Annotated in this window: 15 protein-coding genes; 4 read left to right on the forward strand and 11 right to left on the reverse strand. The window is 44.6% G+C overall.

Translation table 11 applies throughout. From position 1 onward, the window contains the following. Positions 1-138: 138 nt before the first annotated feature. Complete coding sequence (locus F0145_RS11505; protein WP_150088553.1) at positions 139-1,050, reverse strand: hypothetical protein; 912 nt, start codon at positions 1,048-1,050, stop codon at positions 139-141. Positions 1,051-1,863: 813 nt separating this feature from the next. On the opposite strand from F0145_RS11505, the gene F0145_RS11510 reads away from it, so the two are divergent. Beyond that, a complete protein-coding gene (locus F0145_RS11510; protein ID WP_150088554.1) occupies positions 1,864-2,109 on the forward strand; it encodes an AbrB/MazE/SpoVT family DNA-binding domain-containing protein in 246 nt (81 codons plus the stop codon). Continuing rightward, entirely contained in the window at positions 2,100-2,423 is a 324-nt protein-coding gene (locus tag F0145_RS11515; RefSeq protein WP_150088555.1) for a type II toxin-antitoxin system PemK/MazF family toxin, read from the forward strand. The genes F0145_RS11510 and F0145_RS11515 overlap by 10 nt, the downstream gene beginning before the upstream one ends. Before the next feature lie 74 nt (positions 2,424-2,497). Here the strand turns inward: F0145_RS11515 and F0145_RS11520 are convergent, their stop codons facing one another. The 4 genes from F0145_RS11520 to F0145_RS11535 all read right to left on the reverse strand — a co-directional run bounded on the left by F0145_RS11520 (position 2,498) and on the right by F0145_RS11535 (position 7,097). Next, positions 2,498-3,616: an acyltransferase family protein gene (locus tag F0145_RS11520; protein ID WP_150088556.1), complete on the reverse strand. Its 1,119-nt coding sequence runs from the start codon at positions 3,614-3,616 to the stop codon at positions 2,498-2,500. Between the two features lie 320 nt (positions 3,617-3,936). Next, the gene (gene fumC, locus F0145_RS11525; protein ID WP_150088557.1) at positions 3,937-5,337 is read right to left on the reverse strand and encodes a class II fumarate hydratase; all 1,401 of its coding nucleotides are present in this window, start codon (positions 5,335-5,337) and stop codon (positions 3,937-3,939) included. A gap of 517 nt (positions 5,338-5,854) precedes the next feature. Continuing rightward, the gene (locus F0145_RS11530) at positions 5,855-6,439 is read right to left on the reverse strand and encodes a hypothetical protein (RefSeq protein ID WP_150088558.1); all 585 of its coding nucleotides are present in this window, start codon (positions 6,437-6,439) and stop codon (positions 5,855-5,857) included. Positions 6,440-6,842: 403 nt separating this feature from the next. After that, on the reverse strand, positions 6,843-7,097 hold the full coding sequence (locus tag F0145_RS11535; RefSeq protein ID WP_223815987.1) for a SemiSWEET transporter: 255 nt from the start codon (positions 7,095-7,097) through the stop codon (positions 6,843-6,845). Between the two features lie 128 nt (positions 7,098-7,225). On the opposite strand from F0145_RS11535, the gene F0145_RS11540 reads away from it, so the two are divergent. Continuing rightward, positions 7,226-8,185 (forward strand): EamA family transporter, encoded by a 960-nt coding sequence (locus F0145_RS11540; RefSeq protein ID WP_150088559.1) that lies wholly within the window; start codon positions 7,226-7,228, stop codon positions 8,183-8,185. Between the two features lie 300 nt (positions 8,186-8,485). On the opposite strand, the gene F0145_RS11545 is transcribed toward F0145_RS11540, so the two are convergent. Next, a complete protein-coding gene (locus F0145_RS11545; protein WP_150088560.1) occupies positions 8,486-9,037 on the reverse strand; it encodes an inorganic diphosphatase in 552 nt (183 codons plus the stop codon). A 232-nt stretch (positions 9,038-9,269) separates the two neighbouring features. Here F0145_RS11545 and F0145_RS11550 point away from each other — a divergent pair, with 232 nt between their 5' ends. After that, positions 9,270-10,286 carry an SDR family NAD(P)-dependent oxidoreductase gene (locus tag F0145_RS11550; protein WP_150088561.1) on the forward strand — a complete coding sequence of 339 codons (1,017 nt, stop codon included), beginning with the start codon at positions 9,270-9,272 and terminating at the stop codon, positions 10,284-10,286. A 46-nt stretch (positions 10,287-10,332) separates the two neighbouring features. Here the strand turns inward: F0145_RS11550 and F0145_RS11555 are convergent, their stop codons facing one another. From F0145_RS11555 to tamL, 5 genes are all read right to left on the reverse strand, one after another. After that, positions 10,333-10,650, reverse strand: coding sequence for a hypothetical protein (locus tag F0145_RS11555; RefSeq protein ID WP_150088562.1), 318 nt, complete (start codon positions 10,648-10,650; stop codon positions 10,333-10,335). A 145-nt stretch (positions 10,651-10,795) separates the two neighbouring features. Beyond that, entirely contained in the window at positions 10,796-11,161 is a 366-nt protein-coding gene (locus tag F0145_RS11560; protein WP_150088563.1) for a hypothetical protein, read from the reverse strand. Positions 11,162-11,798: 637 nt separating this feature from the next. Then, on the reverse strand, positions 11,799-14,873 hold the full coding sequence (locus F0145_RS11565) for a PD40 domain-containing protein (RefSeq protein WP_150088564.1): 3,075 nt from the start codon (positions 14,871-14,873) through the stop codon (positions 11,799-11,801). Positions 14,874-15,217: 344 nt separating this feature from the next. Further along, entirely contained in the window at positions 15,218-15,946 is a 729-nt protein-coding gene (locus tag F0145_RS11570) for a DUF72 domain-containing protein (RefSeq protein WP_223815988.1), read from the reverse strand. Positions 15,947-16,100: 154 nt separating this feature from the next. Beyond that, positions 16,101-18,485, reverse strand: coding sequence for a translocation and assembly module lipoprotein TamL (gene tamL / locus F0145_RS11575; protein ID WP_150088565.1), 2,385 nt, complete (start codon positions 18,483-18,485; stop codon positions 16,101-16,103). Positions 18,486-18,504: the final 19 nt, after the last annotated feature.

Below are 18,504 nucleotides of genomic sequence, written 5' to 3' on the forward strand. Positions count from 1 at the left end.
TACGAAAGCAAAATAGTTAAAATCTGCTTGTTTCGGCGCGAAACTTACCTTAAATATTTACCAGCGGAATACTTTCTATTGGGGCAGCTTCTGGTTTAAGTTTGTTCTTCCTGCGGTTTAAAATAATAGGCCTGAATATTAGTTTGCCTTCTTGCTGGCGGCTTTGGATTTTCTTCGGGATGGCGTAAACGCTTTCTGCACCAAAGGTTGTAACAACTGTTCTTTAATTTTATCAGCGAAAAGCGCCATTAGGCTAATCAGCAACCAACCCATAATTTTACCCGCCGACCAATCTTTTACTATTTGCCCGATGGCATTGTTGTAGAACGGATGTACGAGTTGAAAATTTACCGTAGTTGTATGAATTTCTTCGTCGTTTAAGGCCAGGGGCTGAATTTGTTTGGGGTCGAAGGTAAATAATTCGTTGTCATCAGCATCGAGTAATTGTTGGGGCGTGGCAGGCGGATAAGTAGCCAACACACTGCCGCGCCGCGCTACCAGCTTAATATCCGATTTATCCGAAGGAATATAATCCAGGCCAAGGCCGTAATGCATGTTGGCCGCACCGTTTACTGCCTCAATATTTTGCCAACGCCGGGCGCTTTTATTTAGTACCACGCTATCGGGGGTGTAAAGCAGGGGTACGGCAATATTTTTGGTTTTTTGCAGCAGGCTAATTTGGTACGGAATTGCTTTCGTTTTCTTTAAAGTTATTTTGCCGGCTGCGGCGTTTGCGGGGTGCCACCCTAGGGTGCCCATATGTTGCAGGTAAGCGGTATCTGTTATGCCGCCGTACAAGTCTTTGGCCACCAAGGAGTCTAAATCCGATTTAGAGAAAGTGATAGATTCATTCAGCAGAACGGTGGTGTCCTGTAGCCGAATTAAGGCGCGGTAATCGCCGGTAAGCATGAGCGGCGGAAATTTATTTGTGTTAGCGGTAATAATATTGGGGGTTTTATCCTTTTCGGCCTGCGACATAAACAGGTAGAACAAGGCCACCAAAGTTAAAGTGGTTACCAGCACCCAGCGGAATACCAGCAGCAGTTTCATAAACCAAAGGATTAAATAAAATTACTAACCTTGGTCTGGACAGAACACCCTCCGAATATATTTATCCGGACTTTAGATGCTTTGTACACGGTAATGGAAGTTAACAAAAAACGGGCTGAATTGCAATTAATTTGCCGTAAGATTGAGGCCTAAGCCTATGTATCCGTTGCATTGCTGGTCGTGGCTACTTAATTTTTTCTAACATAATATGCTTCCTGGACTGCCTTATGTTTATACTTAGATAGCAGCCTTATCATGTATATCGACCTAACTATAAGCAATATTCTCCGACAGCTTTGTTTTATATAGTTTTAAATATAATATATTCGTTTGTCCAATTAAGTATACATTTTGGAAGATGGATGGCTAAACACCATTATGGCGTTTATATTAATGCTTATGATGATGAATTGCTTAAAATTTCACTTTTAAATTAAACACAGAAGCAGCACAATTCCGCTTTACAGATAACGATATAAAACTATCGAACTGCTATTATCAGGAAATTGGCACTTGGGCGGGAGGAACTTACGAAGTTGAAAGCGGCATAATTGAAGGGACAAAAATATCGGAAAGTAAATGGAAGGTAAAGGTTTCTGTTTTAACATCATCTAAGTTCCCGGCAGGAAAACCTATAAAAATTGATTTTGAGAAAGTATTTGAGAAATAAAAATATTAAAACCAACCACACCTTTACGGTAGCTATGCCATTGCAAAGCCTTGTACGTTATCTATAATTGAAAAATTTAGAACTTCGACTTGAATAAAGGCGTTAATGTAATAACTTTGTAATTACATTAATGCTTTTTAACTATGGAAGTATCAATTATTCAGATAGGAAATTCTAAAGGGCTTCGGTTGACCAAGTCTATTCTAGACAAATACAATATTAAGGATAAGGTTGAGCTGATTTTGGAAGAAGGGCAGATTATACTAAAGCCAGTTGATGAGCCAAGAAAAGGCTGGGATAAAGCTTTCAAAAAAATGCATGAGAATGGTGAGGATCAACTTCTACTCAACGATGTTTTTGATGATGAAAGCTTTGAGGAATGGAAGTAAATCAATATGAAATCGTGCTGGTGAACCTTGATCCGACTGTAGGGAGTGAAATTCAGAAAACCAGGCCTTGTGTGGTAGTTTCACCTAATGAGATTAACCATAACCTTAAGACCGTAGTCATTGCCCCAATGACTACAAAAAGCCACCCCTACCCAACACGTGTAAAAGTAAAACATAACAATCAGACTGGCTGGGTAGTTATAGATCAGATAAGGACAATCGATAAAATACGGATTGTTAAGATTTTAGGGCAACTGAATTCTTCTGAAGCCGCTGCCTGTAAAAGAATAATAAAAGAAACCTTTGTTGACTGATAAAAAGAATAACTGTTGGTAACACTTTACATACAAATTCCTTGCTCCGCTACGGGCTTTGCATATAATAACCGTTAGCGGCTATTATCAAGGTTAATAAGGCTAATGCTTTCGGGTTTGCGCCGTTTTTTAGCCAGGTATTTCCTGACGGGTACATCATAGAACCTCATTGCCAAATAAGCAATAACTACCAGGAAAATGCTGCCCAGTATAACAATATAGGTTAGTTCGCCAGCCGACGGCTTTTCTTTGATAAAATAATTTCCAAATACCCAGATAGCGGCATAATGCGTCATGTAAAGCGGATAAGAAATATTGCCGGCAAACCGGCAAACCTTTTTCCATTGCGGCGATAAGCTGGAGCCGGCGCCGAGCGCCACCAGCAGGGGAAAATAGAAGAGTACCACCAGCGCTTCCGTCAGCCAGTTCCACTTAGACCCGGGCATGATAAAGGCTAAAAGCAACAAAATGCCCAGGCCGGTAAACCCAAGCTTGTTTTTAATAATCCAATTAGAACGGAAAAGCAAGAGACCGGCTAAAAAAGAGTAAGCTACCCGGGCACCACCATCTAAGAAGTTGTCTTTCGACCATCCGCCCAACAGGTTTCCAGCCCGGTAACTAACCAGGCAAATGCTTATCGCAGCCAGGAAAGTTAGTACAGCCAGGGAACGGCGGCCTACCTTATAAAGAACCACCGCGTAAAAAATATTGGCTACATACTCATAAAAAAGCGACCAGGAGGGCGCATTGAGTCCAAAAAGATTAAAAGCGCGGTCTTGCATTACCGGAAAGGGAATAAGAAAAGCGGAGCAAACAAACAGCAATAGAAGTTTGCCTGCATCGTAAGTTATGGGTGAGGCAAAGGGATCTAAGAAAAGGCCCAATAAGCCCAATACAGAACCCAAAATCACTAAAGGGTGCAATCTTATTAGCCTTAATTTGAAGAATTCCTTTACTCCCATTTCCCGGATACGGCTATCGTAAGCATAGCCTATTACAAACCCTGATAAACAGAAGAAGAAATCGACCGCTAAAAAACCATGACCAATAAAGTTTTTGTCGAAATCGGTAAAAATCCATTCCATAAAGTGGAAAATGACCACCGCCAGCGCGGCAATACCTCTTAAGCCATCAAGAACCTCAAAATGTTGTTTTGTCTGTACAATACCCTGGGTCAGATTTTCTTTATTCATAATGCTTAAATAGGTTGAAACATCCAGGCGCTGCTAACCTTGGCTGAAAGCAACAGCGGCAGAAACGCTAAATATACATAACAAATTGTATATAGGGCTTTAGTGCTTAAATGATCGGAAGAATTGCGAAAGCTGCCACTGCTGAAAGCCTTCTTCTGTTAGCTGTAATAATGATTAGTTAAATAGACCGAATACGAGATTAAGCTTTCCGGATAAAAGAAGAGGGCAACCAGCGCAAGATAACAAGAGAGGTAAAAAGAAACGGCCTTAAAAGGCCGTTTCTTGTAATTGTAATAAACCGCTTAAATACTACAATTGGCTTAGTCTTTTAAACTGCCAATCATATCTTCCGGCCGAACCCACTGGGTAAACTGCTCGTCGGTGAGTAAGCCTAAGTCAATAGCGGCCTGGCGGAGGGTAGTGCCTTCTTTGTGGGCTTTTTTGGCAATTTTAGCGGCATTTTCGTAGCCAATGTGCGGGTTCAGGGCGGTTACCAGCATCAAAGAATTTTCCAGTTGCCGCTTAATTACCTCGTAGTTCGGCTCAATACCAACGGCGCAATGCTTGTCAAAAGAATCGCAGGCGTCGCCTAATAACCGGGCGCTCACTAGCAGGTTGTAAATCATAACCGGTTTAAACACGTTCAGCTCAAAATGGCCATTCATGCCGCCTACGCTAATGGCTACATCGTTACCAATTACCTGGGCGCAAACCATGGTCATGGCTTCGGCCTGGGTGGGATTTACTTTGCCCGGCATAATAGAAGAACCCGGTTCGTTTTCCGGAATAATAATTTCGCCGATACCAGACCGCGGACCGGAAGCCAGCAAACGAATATCGTTCGCAATTTTCATGAGGCTAACCGCCAGTTGCTTTAAAGCACCGGAAGTTTCTACTATGGCATCGTGCGAAGCCAAAGCTTCAAATTTGTTTTCGGCGGTGCGCAGCGGCAAACCCGAGAATTCGGCAATTTTCTGGGCTACCAGTTCAGCGTAACCTTTAGGCGTATTTAAACCGGTTCCTACGGCCGATCCACCCAAAGCTAGTTCGCTTAAATGGTCTAACGTATTGCGCAGCGCGCGCATACCGTGGTCGAGCTGCGATACATAACCCGAAAGCTCCTGGCCCAGCGTGAGCGGCGTCGCGTCCATCAGGTGGGTACGGCCAATTTTTACCACGTTCATATACTCCTGCGATTTCTGGTGCAGCGTGTCGCGCAGCTTCTGCACCATGGGCAGGGTATGCTCGGCTACTATTTTGTACCCGGCAATGTGCATGGCAGTTGGGAACGTATCGTTCGACGACTGCGATTTATTTACATCATCGTTCGGGTGAATTTGTTTTTTCTCGTCGAGTAAGTTGCCGCCCAACAACACGTGCGCCCGGTTAGCTACTACCTCGTTTACGTTCATGTTGCTTTGGGTCCCCGAACCGGTTTGCCATACTACCAGCGGAAATTCGTCACCGAGTTCGCCGGCCAATATTTCGTCGCACACCCGGGCGATAATATCGGCTTTTTCGCGGGGTAGTACACCCAGCTCGGTGTTGGCATAAGCGGCCGATTTTTTAAGAATAGCAAACGCCTGAATGACTTCTTTGGGCATTAACTGGCCGCCAATGGTAAAGTTTTCTTTCGAGCGCTGGGTTTGAGCACCCCAATATTTATCGGCCGGTACATTTACCGGTCCCATGGTATCTTTTTCGATGCGGAAATTACTCATAGTAGTGGATGTTTTATGTTTAAAAACCGGCTGCGAAATTAAGGAATAAATTTCTAACTGGTGTTACGTAAAATAATTTAACGGGCTGGCTACTGTAGCTCCAATTAACTTTCTATAGAGAAAAGGTTAGCTATTTTTTTTCTTTTGTAAGATTACATCTTTCAAGGTGCAGGTGCTAACAGTTAGCAATCTCCTAAGAAGCCTCTGGGCCGGCGGGCCCCATTTGGTCATTCGGGCTGCTCATCTTTCCTTTGCTCGTACCTTGCAATGCTGCGCTCCGGAAACTCAGAAGAGAATCTTCCAAAAGCCCTCATCGCCCAAACTGATGTAGTTTGCCAGTAGCGGCTGTCTTGCCAGATTTAAAAAAATAGAAAGATTAAGGGTAGTTTTTGTATTTATTTAGACCTTAAATTGCCTCCGGCTTTAGCCGGATGATCACTTGCCGTTAATAATAAAGCCGTTCTGCCAGCATAAATGATATCTGACGGAACGGCTGATAATATTTTAAGTTAAAAGGTTAGACGTAGTTGAGGATAAGCAGTATCAGACCCACCAGTAATATTAAAATACCTAAGGTATAAAATAAATTACCTAAACCGCCGCCAATCAGGGTCGCAAATACAGCCAAAATTATACCTATTAATACCAGGGCAATGGCATTCCGATTAGATACCGGGCCGGCTGCAGCTTTGGCTTGAGTGCTTAACTTTTTTACCTGTTTTTGTACTTTGTGCATTACTACTTTCTGCGCCAGTGTTAGTTTCTGACTTTTTTGAAATACAGGGGCCGCTAGACCAGCTTTGTAAGTTGTGGCAGTTTTATTATTTGATTCGGCTTTACTGCTTTCCAGGGCAGCTACTTCGGGCAGTACCGTTGCCTGGACAAGCGTAGCACTGGCAGATAAAGTAGCAGCATCCGTATCGGTATTATTTATTTCGGTTGGCGTAGTTTTTACAGGTGCGGGTGCTTGTTTTTTAACGTAAGCAGGCGGTGCTGGCGTAAAAGAGAAATGCTGCTTCTGGCTGGAACATGAGCTAAAAAATAGCATTGCGGTAAAAACCAGCAGCGCAAATAAAGGAGAAAGGTTGGTAAATTTTTTCATAGTGTTCAGACTTGATAAAACAAATTAAGTACGGATACCCCACATACGCAAAAAAAGATACCCCGTAGGTTAGATAAATGCAATCTTTTGTATTCAGGTTGAAAAAATACTTAAATATTCCGGAAGAAGTAATGCCCGTATCAGGCAAAAGGTACTATAAAAGCTGATTTAATTTAACCTTCAGGTAGGGTGATATGAAAAAGATACAAATGAGAAGGTAGCTCTATAAAGAATATTTTATGTTGATCTTTTACTTTTTATTAAGCTGAACCAGCCGGTAAGGCAAGAGTTGGGTACACCGGTAAGAGGCAACAAATCCGCGGAATTATATCTGTGCAGCACCTTGCGGTAAGTTGTTAAGCCGGAACCGTAACTGTTCCAGCTTTATTTTTATATTTCAGTTTTAAAAGAGCATCAGCGCATGAAAAGTTAGGGCAATGGCATTGGTAATAATAATGGGTAAATCCGATTTTATGATGCCATAGGTTAGCCACATGCTCATACCAACCACGTAAAACAGAAACATTTTCATCGAAATATTTTCTACTTCTTTTGTTTTCCAGGTTTTAACTAATTGCGGCACTGCTGCCAGAGATGTACAAGCGCCCGCCACTAATCCTAATATTTGTACCATATCCATAGCGCCTACTATACGCAACTTTTAATTGGAGTTTTCCGAATTTACCACAATTTTAATCAGCATAAACCACAGAATTTATACCTACTAATGGAGGCGAAAAGAGCAGGAATGGTAAGTTTGCAAATAATTAACCTTTGCTCCACCATATGGCCGCACTTCAAACCCCATCTGCTGTTCCTAAGCCGCCTAAATGGCAGATATACCTGGCATTTGCGGCTATTTATATAATCTGGGGCTCTACGTACCTGGGTATCCGGTTTACCAACGAAACCATTCCGCCTTTTTTAATGTCGGGGTTGCGGTTTGTAATTGCCGGGACTTGCTTGTATTTGTATGCCCGAATTGTAAATAAAGCTAAGGCACCTACCTGGCCCAATGTTAAAGCCGCCACTATTGTGGCTTTGCTGCTAATATTAATTGGCAACGGCGGCGTCGCTTACGCCGAATTAACCATTCCTTCGAGTATTGCCGCCCTATTAATTGCTACTTCCCCGGTTTGGGTTGTATTGCTGGGCTGGCTTTTCTTTGGCAATGCCCGCCCTAATTCCCGCACCGTTATTGGTTTAACTTTAGGTCTTGCCGGTATGGTCGTACTAATTGGTCCCGGTCAGTTAACAGGTCATGCGTTGGATATGGTTGGGTTAGGAATTATTATTATCAGTACTATTGGCTGGACGGTTGGCTCCTTGTATTCATCGGTTGCTAAAACGCTTGCGCCGCCTCTTATTCATACAGCTTTGCAAATGCTGGCCGGCGGCTTTTTCCTGCTCATAACGGCTGCCCTGCGCGGCGAAGTAGCTAGCTTTCACGTGGAACAAGTATCACTTAAGAGTTGGCTGGCTTTTGGCTACCTGATTGTTTTTGGCTCGTTAGTGGGTTTTAATGCGTATAGTTGGCTTATTAGAGTGGTGCCGCCGAGCCAGGCGTCTACGTACGCGTATGTTAACCCGCTGGTAGCGGTAATATTAGGCTGGTTATTTGGCGGTGAAGCCATTACCTGGCAGATGCTGCTGGCTGGCGCGTTTATTTTACCCGGTGTTATCCTGATTTTGCGGGCCAAAGCCAAAACTTCAAAGCCGCAGGTAGTGCCGGAGGAGGCTACCTAATCGAATAAGGTTAATATTTTTTTAAAGATAACTTGGTGATTCGCTTTTTAAAGGATTGTATGTTTTCATTTCACGAGTATTAACATCCGCAATAAGCAGCAGCTACGAAGCCAGCTACGTCAGTTTGGGCGATGAGGGCCTTTCAGCTTTCCGGTGCGCAGCATTGCGAGGTACGAGCAAAGGAAAGATGAGCAGCCCGAATGACCAAACGAGCCCCGCCGGGCAGGAGGCAACTTAGGCGTCAGAAGATAGTTAGCACCAAAGCATTGAAAGATGAAATCTTTCAAAAGATAATCCTTTTCATCCCCCTTCTTTCTGCATTTTCTGAAACAACTTACCACCCGCAGCAACCAACGCCTGGGCACGTTTCGCTCCAAAACGGCCAATTACTTCAAAATTATAGCCTTTAATAGCATTGTAAGATTTAAAAAAATGCTCAATCTCGGTGAGTAAATGTTTATCCACGTCTTTAATATCCTGTAGCGATTGGTGCGTGCGCGAAATAGTAGAAACAGCCAGTAAACGGTCATTCCGGACGGTGTTGCCGTGCTCGGTTTGCTCCGCGGCAATTACGCCAATTAACCGCGCTGGTACCAACACACCCGGATAAGCCGGTTCATCCATGAGCAGCAGTACGTCCAGCGGGTCGCCGTCTTCGCCGTGGGTACCGGGTAAAAAGCCAAAATCGAAAGGGAAACTAGCGCCGGCCGGCAGTACACCTTTCAACCGGTATAATTGCAGTTGTTCATCGTAAGTATATTTATTCCGGCTGCCTTTAGGCGTTTCAATTATTACGTTATAAGCGCCGCTTTCTGCGTCTAGGAAAGGTAAGTTTTGTACAACAGAGGCCATATTTCTACAAGTTGATTTTAGCGTTTGCGGATTAGCCAGAGCAAAAGAGAATATATTTTCCGCCAGTTTGCTATCCGAAAACTTACTTTAACGGTAACCAATAAGCGTTGTGTTGCAGCGGCGGCGGAAATGTTTTAGTAGCTTGGGTTGTAACGGAGGCTTTCAATTATTTTCTATCGAACGATATACGTGTGTAGGGCGTACAACCCATAAAACCTTAACCCTAAATAACATGAACGATCAACAACGCAGAAATACGTGGATAGCCCTGGCTGGAGCCGGTGCTTTCCTGGGTTACCAGGTACTCACCAGTCAACGAAACAGCTATAATTTTAAAGACAAAGTAGTAATAATTACCGGTGGCTCCCGTGGGTTGGGATTGGTGCTGGCCCGGCGTTTTGCCAAAGAAGGTGCGCGTTTGGCCATTTGTGCCCGCGATGCCGAAGAACTGGAAATTGCTCGCCAGGAATTAAGCGGCAGTGGTACCGAGGTGCTGGCATTGCCGTGCGATGTGCGACATGAAACAGAAGTAAACAACTTTGTACAACAAGTAGAATCCCATTTTGGCCGGATAGATGTATTGGTAAATAACGCCGGAGTAATTCAGGCGGGGCCGCTGGAAAACCAAACCCTTGCTGATTTCCGCGAGGCAATGGATACCCATTATTGGGGACCGCTGTACATGACTTTGGCCGTATTGCCGGGCATGAAAAAACGCCGGGAAGGACGCATCGTAAATATTGCCTCTATTGGGGGTAAAGTAAGTGTACCGCATATGATCCCTTACAGCGGCAGCAAATTTGCCTTGGTAGGTTTATCGGAAGGATTACGGGCCGAGCTGAGCGATTATAATATTCCGGTTACCACCATAAACCCGTGGTTAATGCGCACCGGCAGCGTGGGGCACGCCATTGTAAAAGGAAAACACGAAGAAGAATATGCTTGGTTTGCTACCATTGGCGCTTTCCCGTTAATTTCGATGAGTGCCGAAAAATCGGCGAAGAAGATTGTAAGGGCCTGCCGGCGCGGCGATGCCGAACTAACGCTGAGTGTTTACGGGAAGTTGGCGAAACTGGTACACGGCATTTCGCCGGGCTTCATGACCGAATATTTTGCCCTGATGGATAAAATATTGCCTGACCCAGGTAGCAACAATGAACGTGCTACTGGCGAAGAAAGTAAATCAGATAAAGTACCCGGTTGGGCCCAGGCTATTCACGATAATGCCGCTGAACGGAATAATGAATGAGGATAGTTGTGAAAGGTACTTAAACATTGTTTAGGTGCCAGCAGCTCTAATTAAAGCCCAGCATCAGCATTATAAGTAAACCCAACCACGAAAGCCAGAAATAACGCATTACGCGAGGTTTGTTTTTCCGGGGCAAGGCCGAAGTAAGTAACAGCATGGTACCAATAACAATGGCCGCATACAGCAGCACAAAGTATACAAAGCTATTCCAGTTCTGTACTATAATAGATTGGCTTTCATCGGGGTTCTTCTCAACCTGGTCGAAGAGCAAGTACGACAGAATATAGTAAACGAGAACTTCGAAGCCAATAAAATAAATAAAGGCCAATATTTTGTCTGGTAGGCTGGAAGTTACTTTCGTCATTTTGTTCTGCCGGCAGGCATATATCTGGTGGCAAATTACAGCTTTCTCGGTATAAATTTATTAGTCGACAGGAGTTAGTAATAGTCGTAAAAAAGAGAAGCCTGTTTTTACAGGCTTCTCTTTTTAATTTAAAATTCAACAATGCTTAAAAAACGCCATTTGGGGTTTCGGCAGAAGTGGTTTGCCGCAATTGCGCATAAACCGAGTGAACATTGGTATGCAATACTTTCAAAACGGCTTGGTCAAAGTTTTTCTCGATTTGTGCCAGCCTAGAAGCTAAGGCATTGCTATCGGTAGCTAGTTCGGCTTTAGCGCCATACAAATCCAGCAGCCGTTGTTTGTTTAATTTCTTAATCTGAATGTACTCGTACTCATTAAAATTTAGCGATTTTTCTAATGCCCGGGTTTGAGCAGTTGCTTCTGCATCTATAGCTTGTGGCGTTCTGTCAGCGGCCAGAATGCCAAAATTTACCGAAAATACAAGAGCCAGCAGAGTAAATAATTTTTTCATGCTTGTGGAATAAATTTGAGTTTTTTAATTGGTCTACTCAAATGTAATAAGGCAAACTTAGTAGTAAGAAAATATTCGTTAAAGTCAAAAATTTGCCGGTTAAACCGCATGTAATTAGAGTTAAGCTAATTTTAACCCTATTTTATTAAGTTATTTTAAGAGCAGTTAAATACGATTATTTAATATCTGCAGCGCTTTGAAGAGGGCGGTAAAAGAATATTTGTAATCCTACTGCCCTGGAAAGAATAAAATATATTCGGTTAGCCCAAGCGGCCGGGTACGATATTAGTGGATATTATTTTAAATCGAATGTACAGGAAGCGGTGGTTTGGAATATAGAAAGAACCGGGAAAGCCTGGGTACCGGACATGGGTGTTTTTAGTAAACGTAAAAGCCTAAAAATTCCCGCCTACGCCAAAGGCTTTAATGCTCTGTTTTATGTACAGGCAATTGGTGCCGGCACTTTTAATCTACAATTCTGGAAAGAAAATATTAAGTCTGGTTCATAAAAAAGCCTGGCGTTTTGTACCACCAGGCTTATATAGGTATGAAAACAGGAAGTTCTTTACCGATATTTACATAAATATATAAAATATTTTATATTACAAAAACTTTATATACATTTTATTTCTAAAATTTAGAAACCACCACCCGACAAGAAGAATCCAAAGTTTGGCTGGAATCCGTTTCGTTGCAGCGGAATAGCGTAGTACGGCTCTACTATAATGTAACCAAACAGGTTAATCCGTAGCGAAGCGCCGGTGCTGTAAACCGGATAATGCATATTGCGGCTAGCGGTTTTAGCGCTCATGCTTACTGCGTCGGCTTTGCTCCAGGCCAAGCCACCATCGGCAAAAAATACCAGGTCCGAGAACAAAAAGCCCGACTTAATCAGCGATAACCGTTCGGGGCCGGAAAAAGGCAAACGTACTTCGGCGTTGGCCACCGCTAAGCGGCTACCTATTACCTGGTTTATGCTTAAGCTGTTTTCATCGGGAGTCATGTCGCCGCGGAACGAAGCGTTGTTGTAGCCCCGCACAAAATATTCGTTACCCAAATACAGCGGGAACATCCGCTCGGCATCGCCGCCGTAACGGCCGTAGTGCATGGCCCTAAGCGCAAACCCCACCGGGCGGGTAAACCAATATTTGCGGTAATCAGCCAAAATGGTGTTGTAATTAATGCCGCCGTAAGTCCGGCCAATATCGAACCGGAACCGGTGCCCATTTAGCGGTGAGGTAACGCCGGCAGTAGAATTATCACCCACAAAAGCAATACTGGTTTGGCCTAAGTTAAAGCCAGGCGCCGACTCGCCTCTTTCACGATCTTCCCCCACATACCGACCCAAAGCATCATAATACGTGTTATAAATATCGACGCGGTTGCTGTAGCGGGCAAAACTGGTGCTTACCTCAAAGCGTTTGGTCTGCGAGAAAGCATACGAACCAAAAAGAGCTGCCTGATCCTGGAACATCCGCTGCAACACCAAGCCGGAATTTAAAACTTCCATTTGGCCATCCCCTACCTGAATGGTATCCTGGGCATAAAAGGCGCCGCCGTATACGTACGGAATGTGGCCAATGCTGGCTCCCCATTTAAATTTCCGTTTCTGATTCAGGTAAGCCACCTGCCCTGCTAAATCGTATATTTCACCGTTTAGCTGTACCGCACCCATTACCTGGTGGTTATTCAGGATATCAGTAAACAAAGTAGCCACACCACCGGCCGCTACCGGACCCTGGCCCCGGTAAGTAGCCGTACCCCCACCAGCCGAACCACCAATATAAGTTAGCTCAAATTTAGGATCGTAGGCCCGGGAGGTAAAGGCCATAGAATCGGCCAATTTGTTGCGGGCTTGGGTACGAATATTATTACCTACCAGATCGTTCGCCAGTTTATCGGCGGGTGGTAAAGTAGCGGCGGCCAGGTTTACCTGGTTAGTAGCTACCGGTTGCCGGGTAAATTGGTTTACATTAGCCCCAAACACGCTGTATTGCCGGTTGCGCAGCACGTTATACACCATTTGTCCGGTTTGGGAAGAAACGCTTAACGCTGGTGAAAAAGCCGTAATACCGCTGATGCCAGTAAAGTAATTGGTAAGCCGGTAAACTTGCTTTTCAGTTAGATTATACTCGTACAGGTTGCGCAGGCCATCGGCGTTAGACAGAAAATAAATGCGATTATTATCTGGGCCAAATTGCGGGTTCAGGTTATCGGCTCCCGGAAATATATCCAGCACGTTAACCTGGCGGGTAGCTAAATCTAAGGTGCATAAACGGTACGCGCTGTAACCTCCTAAATTTATATGCTCGGCGTCGCCCCTATCCGAAGCAAATACAATTTGCCGGCCATCTGCCGACCAAGCCGGTTGCAGGTCAGAATGCGCATCGTTGGTTAGGTTTTCTACTTTCCTGGTGTTTAGGTCATAGAGGTACAAATCACTGCGGCCCTCTACCAAACCCGAAATTAATATAGAACGACCATCCGGCGACCAGGCCGCATTATTAATATATTCTACACCGGGTATTTCTATCTCACGAACGGTACGGCCCCGCGCCACATCCAGCACCAGTAAATTAGTCCGGCCTTTCGAGAAAATAATAGAAGCAAACTGCTTGCTGTCCGGCGACCAGGTGCCGGCGGCTTCCAGAAAACTAATCTCATCGATGTGCGACCGCTGGAAATTATTGGAAATGCGCTTAATAATTTTACCGGTTTGGGCATCGGCAATATACAGGTCCGTAGAAATTACGTTCCGTTCCGAAATAAAAGCTACGTATTTGCCATCCGGGCTCAACGCCGGCGAAACGTTCATTTGGCCGCCGTTCTTTTCCGAAATCAAACGCTTGCCCACTACGGCCGTGGTATCTTTCATGAAGGGCGCATAATAATCGGTTAAGGCATTTTTCCAGGCCCGGGAAATTCCTTTATCATCGGAACCCAACGTTAATAGCATACCCCGGGTAACGCCGTATTTACCGGTGGCCCGGAACAGCGGCGCAATAATATTATCGCCGTACAAACCCGCAATATACGCCCACAACGCCTGACCATAACGGTACGGAAAGTACAAATGCTGTTTCCGGTATAGGTCATCTACCGTCGGAATATCTTTGTTCAAAACCGCATCGCGCATCCACATAGCCGTATGCGCATCAACGCGGCCAATCGACATGTACTCGGCCAGCCCCTCAACCATCCAAAGCGGAATATTATTCAGGTTGTTGGCGCTGGTAGAGTCGTTGTTCAAGAGCATATCGTATTGAAATGCGTGTACTAATTCGTGGCCTAGTACGTGGTCGGTTTGTTGGTTAGAAGCCGTAAGCGGCATAATAACCCGGTTGCGCAAACCCTCGGTAACCCCGCCGGTACCAGTGCCCAGTAAACCCGAGATAACTGTGGTTTGCTGAAAATCGGCGTGGTGGTTATAAAATATTAAGGGGTTTTGCTGCTTAAACCGGTGCCCCAGTATTTTGCTGTGCCAGGTATACCAGCGCTCGCTGGCTTGGCCTAGTTCGTTGGGTACGGTTTTGTTTTTTAAATAATGATAAATTTCGAAGTGCGGGGTTTCCAGTACCTCGAAATCCAGTTTTTTGTATTGCGCTTTGTTCCGGCCAAAATATTGCCCGAAGGCCACCGGAGCAGAAACGCCAATGGCCAGCAACACTAAATAAAGCCTGCGCACCACCAGGGAAAAATATTGCTTTTTCATCTTCTTCAATATTAAATTAGTGCCTTAAAATTTACGTTTTTTAGGTGTTTTTGATTATTTCATATTTAGGATTTTGCAAATAGATTAAATATTTATCCTTGTTCCTTATTTAAGTTTAATAACTTGAATGAAAGGATGTTGTTATCCTGATCGGCTTTATGGTTAAGCCAATAATATTAGGATTATACGGTTAAATAACGCTGTTTTTTTCGGAATATTATGTAGTATGCAAGTCTAACAAATAATCAAATAAAAATACTTGCTTTCAGGCGCAGCATCTCTAATAATATCAGGTTGTTTATCTACCAGAAAATTATGCAAAAGTCAGACCAGAGGAATTAAATTTAGCTAGGGTTTAAAAGAGCAATTAACCGTTGGGAGTCGGTTACAGCGTGGCCGCCAATGTCGTTATCAAAATATATATATACGGCTTTGCCTTCGGCGTGCCAGGTGCGGGCGGCTTCGGCCCAACCCATTAAGGCTTCGTCGGAGTAACTGCCGTTGTATTTGCCCACTGGGCCGTGGAGCCGGATATAAACAAAATTGGCAGTGGCGATAATTGGCGAGAGGTGCTGCTCTAAATCGTAAATGCAAAAAGCAGCGTTGTATTGCCGCAGCAAATCGTATACCGGCTCGTTGTACCAGGTTTGGTCGCGGAACTCGAAGGTGTATAGCAAACCGGAGGGTAAGGCCTGTAGAAATTGGCGGAAGCGCTCCAAATCGCAATGCCAGCGGGGCGGTAGCTGAAATAATATAGGCCCTAGTTTTTCTTCTAAAGCAGTTACGTTTTGCAGGAAATTAGCCAAAGAAGCTTGCGGGTCTTTGAGCTTTTTCATGTGGGTAATGTACCGGCTGGCTTTTACCGCAAATACAAAATTATCGGGTACGGCTTGGCGCCAATTGGCAAAGGTTTCGTAAGTGGGCAGGCGGTAAAAAGAATTATTTATTTCGACGGTTTGGTAATATTTAAGGTAGTGGGCTAAATATTCCTGTTGCGGCATACCTACCGGATAGAACAGCCCCTTCCAGTGCTTGTAATGCCAGCCCGATGTTCCAATGTGAATTCCGCTCAATGCTTAGTTTTTATCTTGAAATATCTTCAAAACTTTTTTACATACTGATCCCACACCTGTCATTCAGGAGGAAACTTGTTGGCTACCTGCTACATAGGTTCCTCCTGAATGACAGGTGTAGGCTTCTTGAAAGTTATTGTTTAACTGTTCAATATTAAAACGGATAACCAACGGCAATGTGGAGTACCATGCTTTTACGTTCGGGTGGGAAGGTGAACACGTAAGGGCTGGCCTGAATGGGATCACGCACCGGCACACCTAAATCAAAACGCAGCACAAAGAACTCGGCATCGATGCGCAACCCGGCTCCGGTTCCAACGGCTAACTGGCTTAAGGCTTTGCTAAAGATAAATTCACCGCCGGGGCGGTCGGCACTGGCCCGGGCCAGCCAAATATTACCGGCATCTACAAATACGGCGCCTTTCAGGTACGGAATAATATCGAACCGATATTCGGCGTTGGCTTCAAATTTAATATCGCCGGTCTGGTCGAAGAAGCCGTTGCTGGCGTTATCTTGTAGGTTGGGATCTGTGGTAACCGAGTAAGTGCCCGGACCAACTTCGCGGGGCCGGAAAGCCCGGATGCTGTTAGAGCCGCCAATAAAAAATTGCTTGATATACGGTAAAGTTTCGGAATTTTTATACGGAATACCAGCGCCAATAATAATACGGGAAGCCAAACGGCTGCCGCGCGTAAGTTGCTGGTAATAACGGCCTTCCAGTGCTACCCGGGAATATTGCGAAAAAGGCTGTTTTACAAAAGTATTCGGAATTTCGGTTTGCCCCTGCACTTTAGAAGTAAACAGGCTGAGTAAATTACCCGATAAATCAATGTTAGCGTTAAAGAAAAAATCGTTTCTGTGTTGCTGTTGGTTCTGGGTGTTGTAGGTAAAGTTATACATAGAACCCACAATAAATTGCTCTTCGAAGCTGCGGCGCAAAAACAAGTTTTGGTTTAGCCGTTCCTGAAACTCCGGGCCAACCTTGCTCAGGCGCGCAAATTGCAGGTTTACCGGGGTAATTTCGTGGGTAATGCGCGATTTCGGTCGCCAGACATAGCCGTAAGTAGCATTGTAGGCGTTCATCTGGTAAAAAGTTACCCGGTTAACGTAGCTGTAGCCCAAGGTAAAGCGGGTTTTAGGCACAAATTCAGAACGCAGATTATTTGTTTTAAAGGGCGTCATGAAGCGCGGCATATCCAGTTGGGCCTGGGTACCAAACATAAAAGAATTAATACCGCTTTTGGTTTCGGTGTTGCCGGTATCGGAACCACTCCGGTTTTTATTGCCGCCTACCTGCGATTCCTGGCTAATGTTAAAATTAATCTGTAGCTGCTCAGCGCCGCGCATTAAATTACGGTGGCGGTAACGGGCGTTAAAACCCGGACCAGCAAAGCCGTTGGTTTTGGTAACCATTTCAAATTCGGCCCGCATCGATTGCAGCCGCGAAGGCGTTAACCGAATATTTACATTCAGGGCCTGCGCCAAACTATCGCTGTCGCGTAACTGCAAATCTACAAACCGGAACAAGCCTAAGCCCATAAGGCGACTAACCGTAAGCGCGTGGTCGCGGCGGCTGTAAAGGCTGTCTTTTTCCAGAAAAACGGACGGCAGTAAATGTTTAGCTTTCAGCGATTTTTCATCGGGGTAATAATGGTAACCTTGTACCCGCACCGGCGGATTAGGGTAGGCGGTACTATCCATCCGCAACGTATAGTTGGTATAAATGCGCACATCGCCTAATTTATAAGGCACCAGGGCTTTAGCGGGTGCTTCGGGCTTAATGGTTGGGTAAATATTTACGGTATAATTATTCTGGGTGGTATCTACCTTAAATAATATAAGGTCCGGGTCGAAATAAAAATAACCTTTGTTTTTCAGTTCAGCATCTATCCGAACGCGCTCCGCGGTAAACGTAGCTAAATTATAATTATCGCCTGCTTTTAACAGACTCGCCGCCTGCGACGCGGATATATCGCGGTAAAGCTGGTCTAGCGAATCGCTGGCGGCGGTTGGGTAAACAATACTGCTAATGGTGTAGGGCTTTGCTACCTGTGCGGTATAGGTAACGTTTACGGTTTTATCTTTTACGTTTTCTTTGTAACCCACCGTAGAGTTAAAATAACCGGCGTTGTTTAAGCGGTTTACCATTAAAGCCGCAATGTGTTCGTTATTAACCGAATCGTAAAAGACCGGTTCTTCGCCTAAATTGTTTTTAATGAAGCTGCGCAGACCTTTTTTCTTTTTGGGCGTGCCGGCCAGGTTGTAAAAGAACAAGCCGGGGCGAATGCCCAGAAAAGAAGTATTAGGTTTGGGCGTAATGGTAGCGGCCAACTGGGTAGATAAAGCACTTTCGTCCTTTATTTTTTCTTTCGATTCGAGTTTAACATTGGCGCCGGTGTACAAGCGCTTGCCTTCGGGCAGTTTGCTGGTGCCGCTGCAACCACTTAGGTAAAAAAGGCAAAATATACTTAAAACCGACAAAGTCAGTTTCGGGTAAGAAAACCGGGGCGATTTCGGGTTAAGGCGTGAGCCAATCATATTGTTAAGGCGGTAATAT

The sequence above is a fragment of the Adhaeribacter rhizoryzae genome (assembly GCF_008629685.1).
Taxonomy (GTDB): Bacteria; Bacteroidota; Bacteroidia; order Cytophagales; family Hymenobacteraceae; genus Adhaeribacter; species Adhaeribacter rhizoryzae.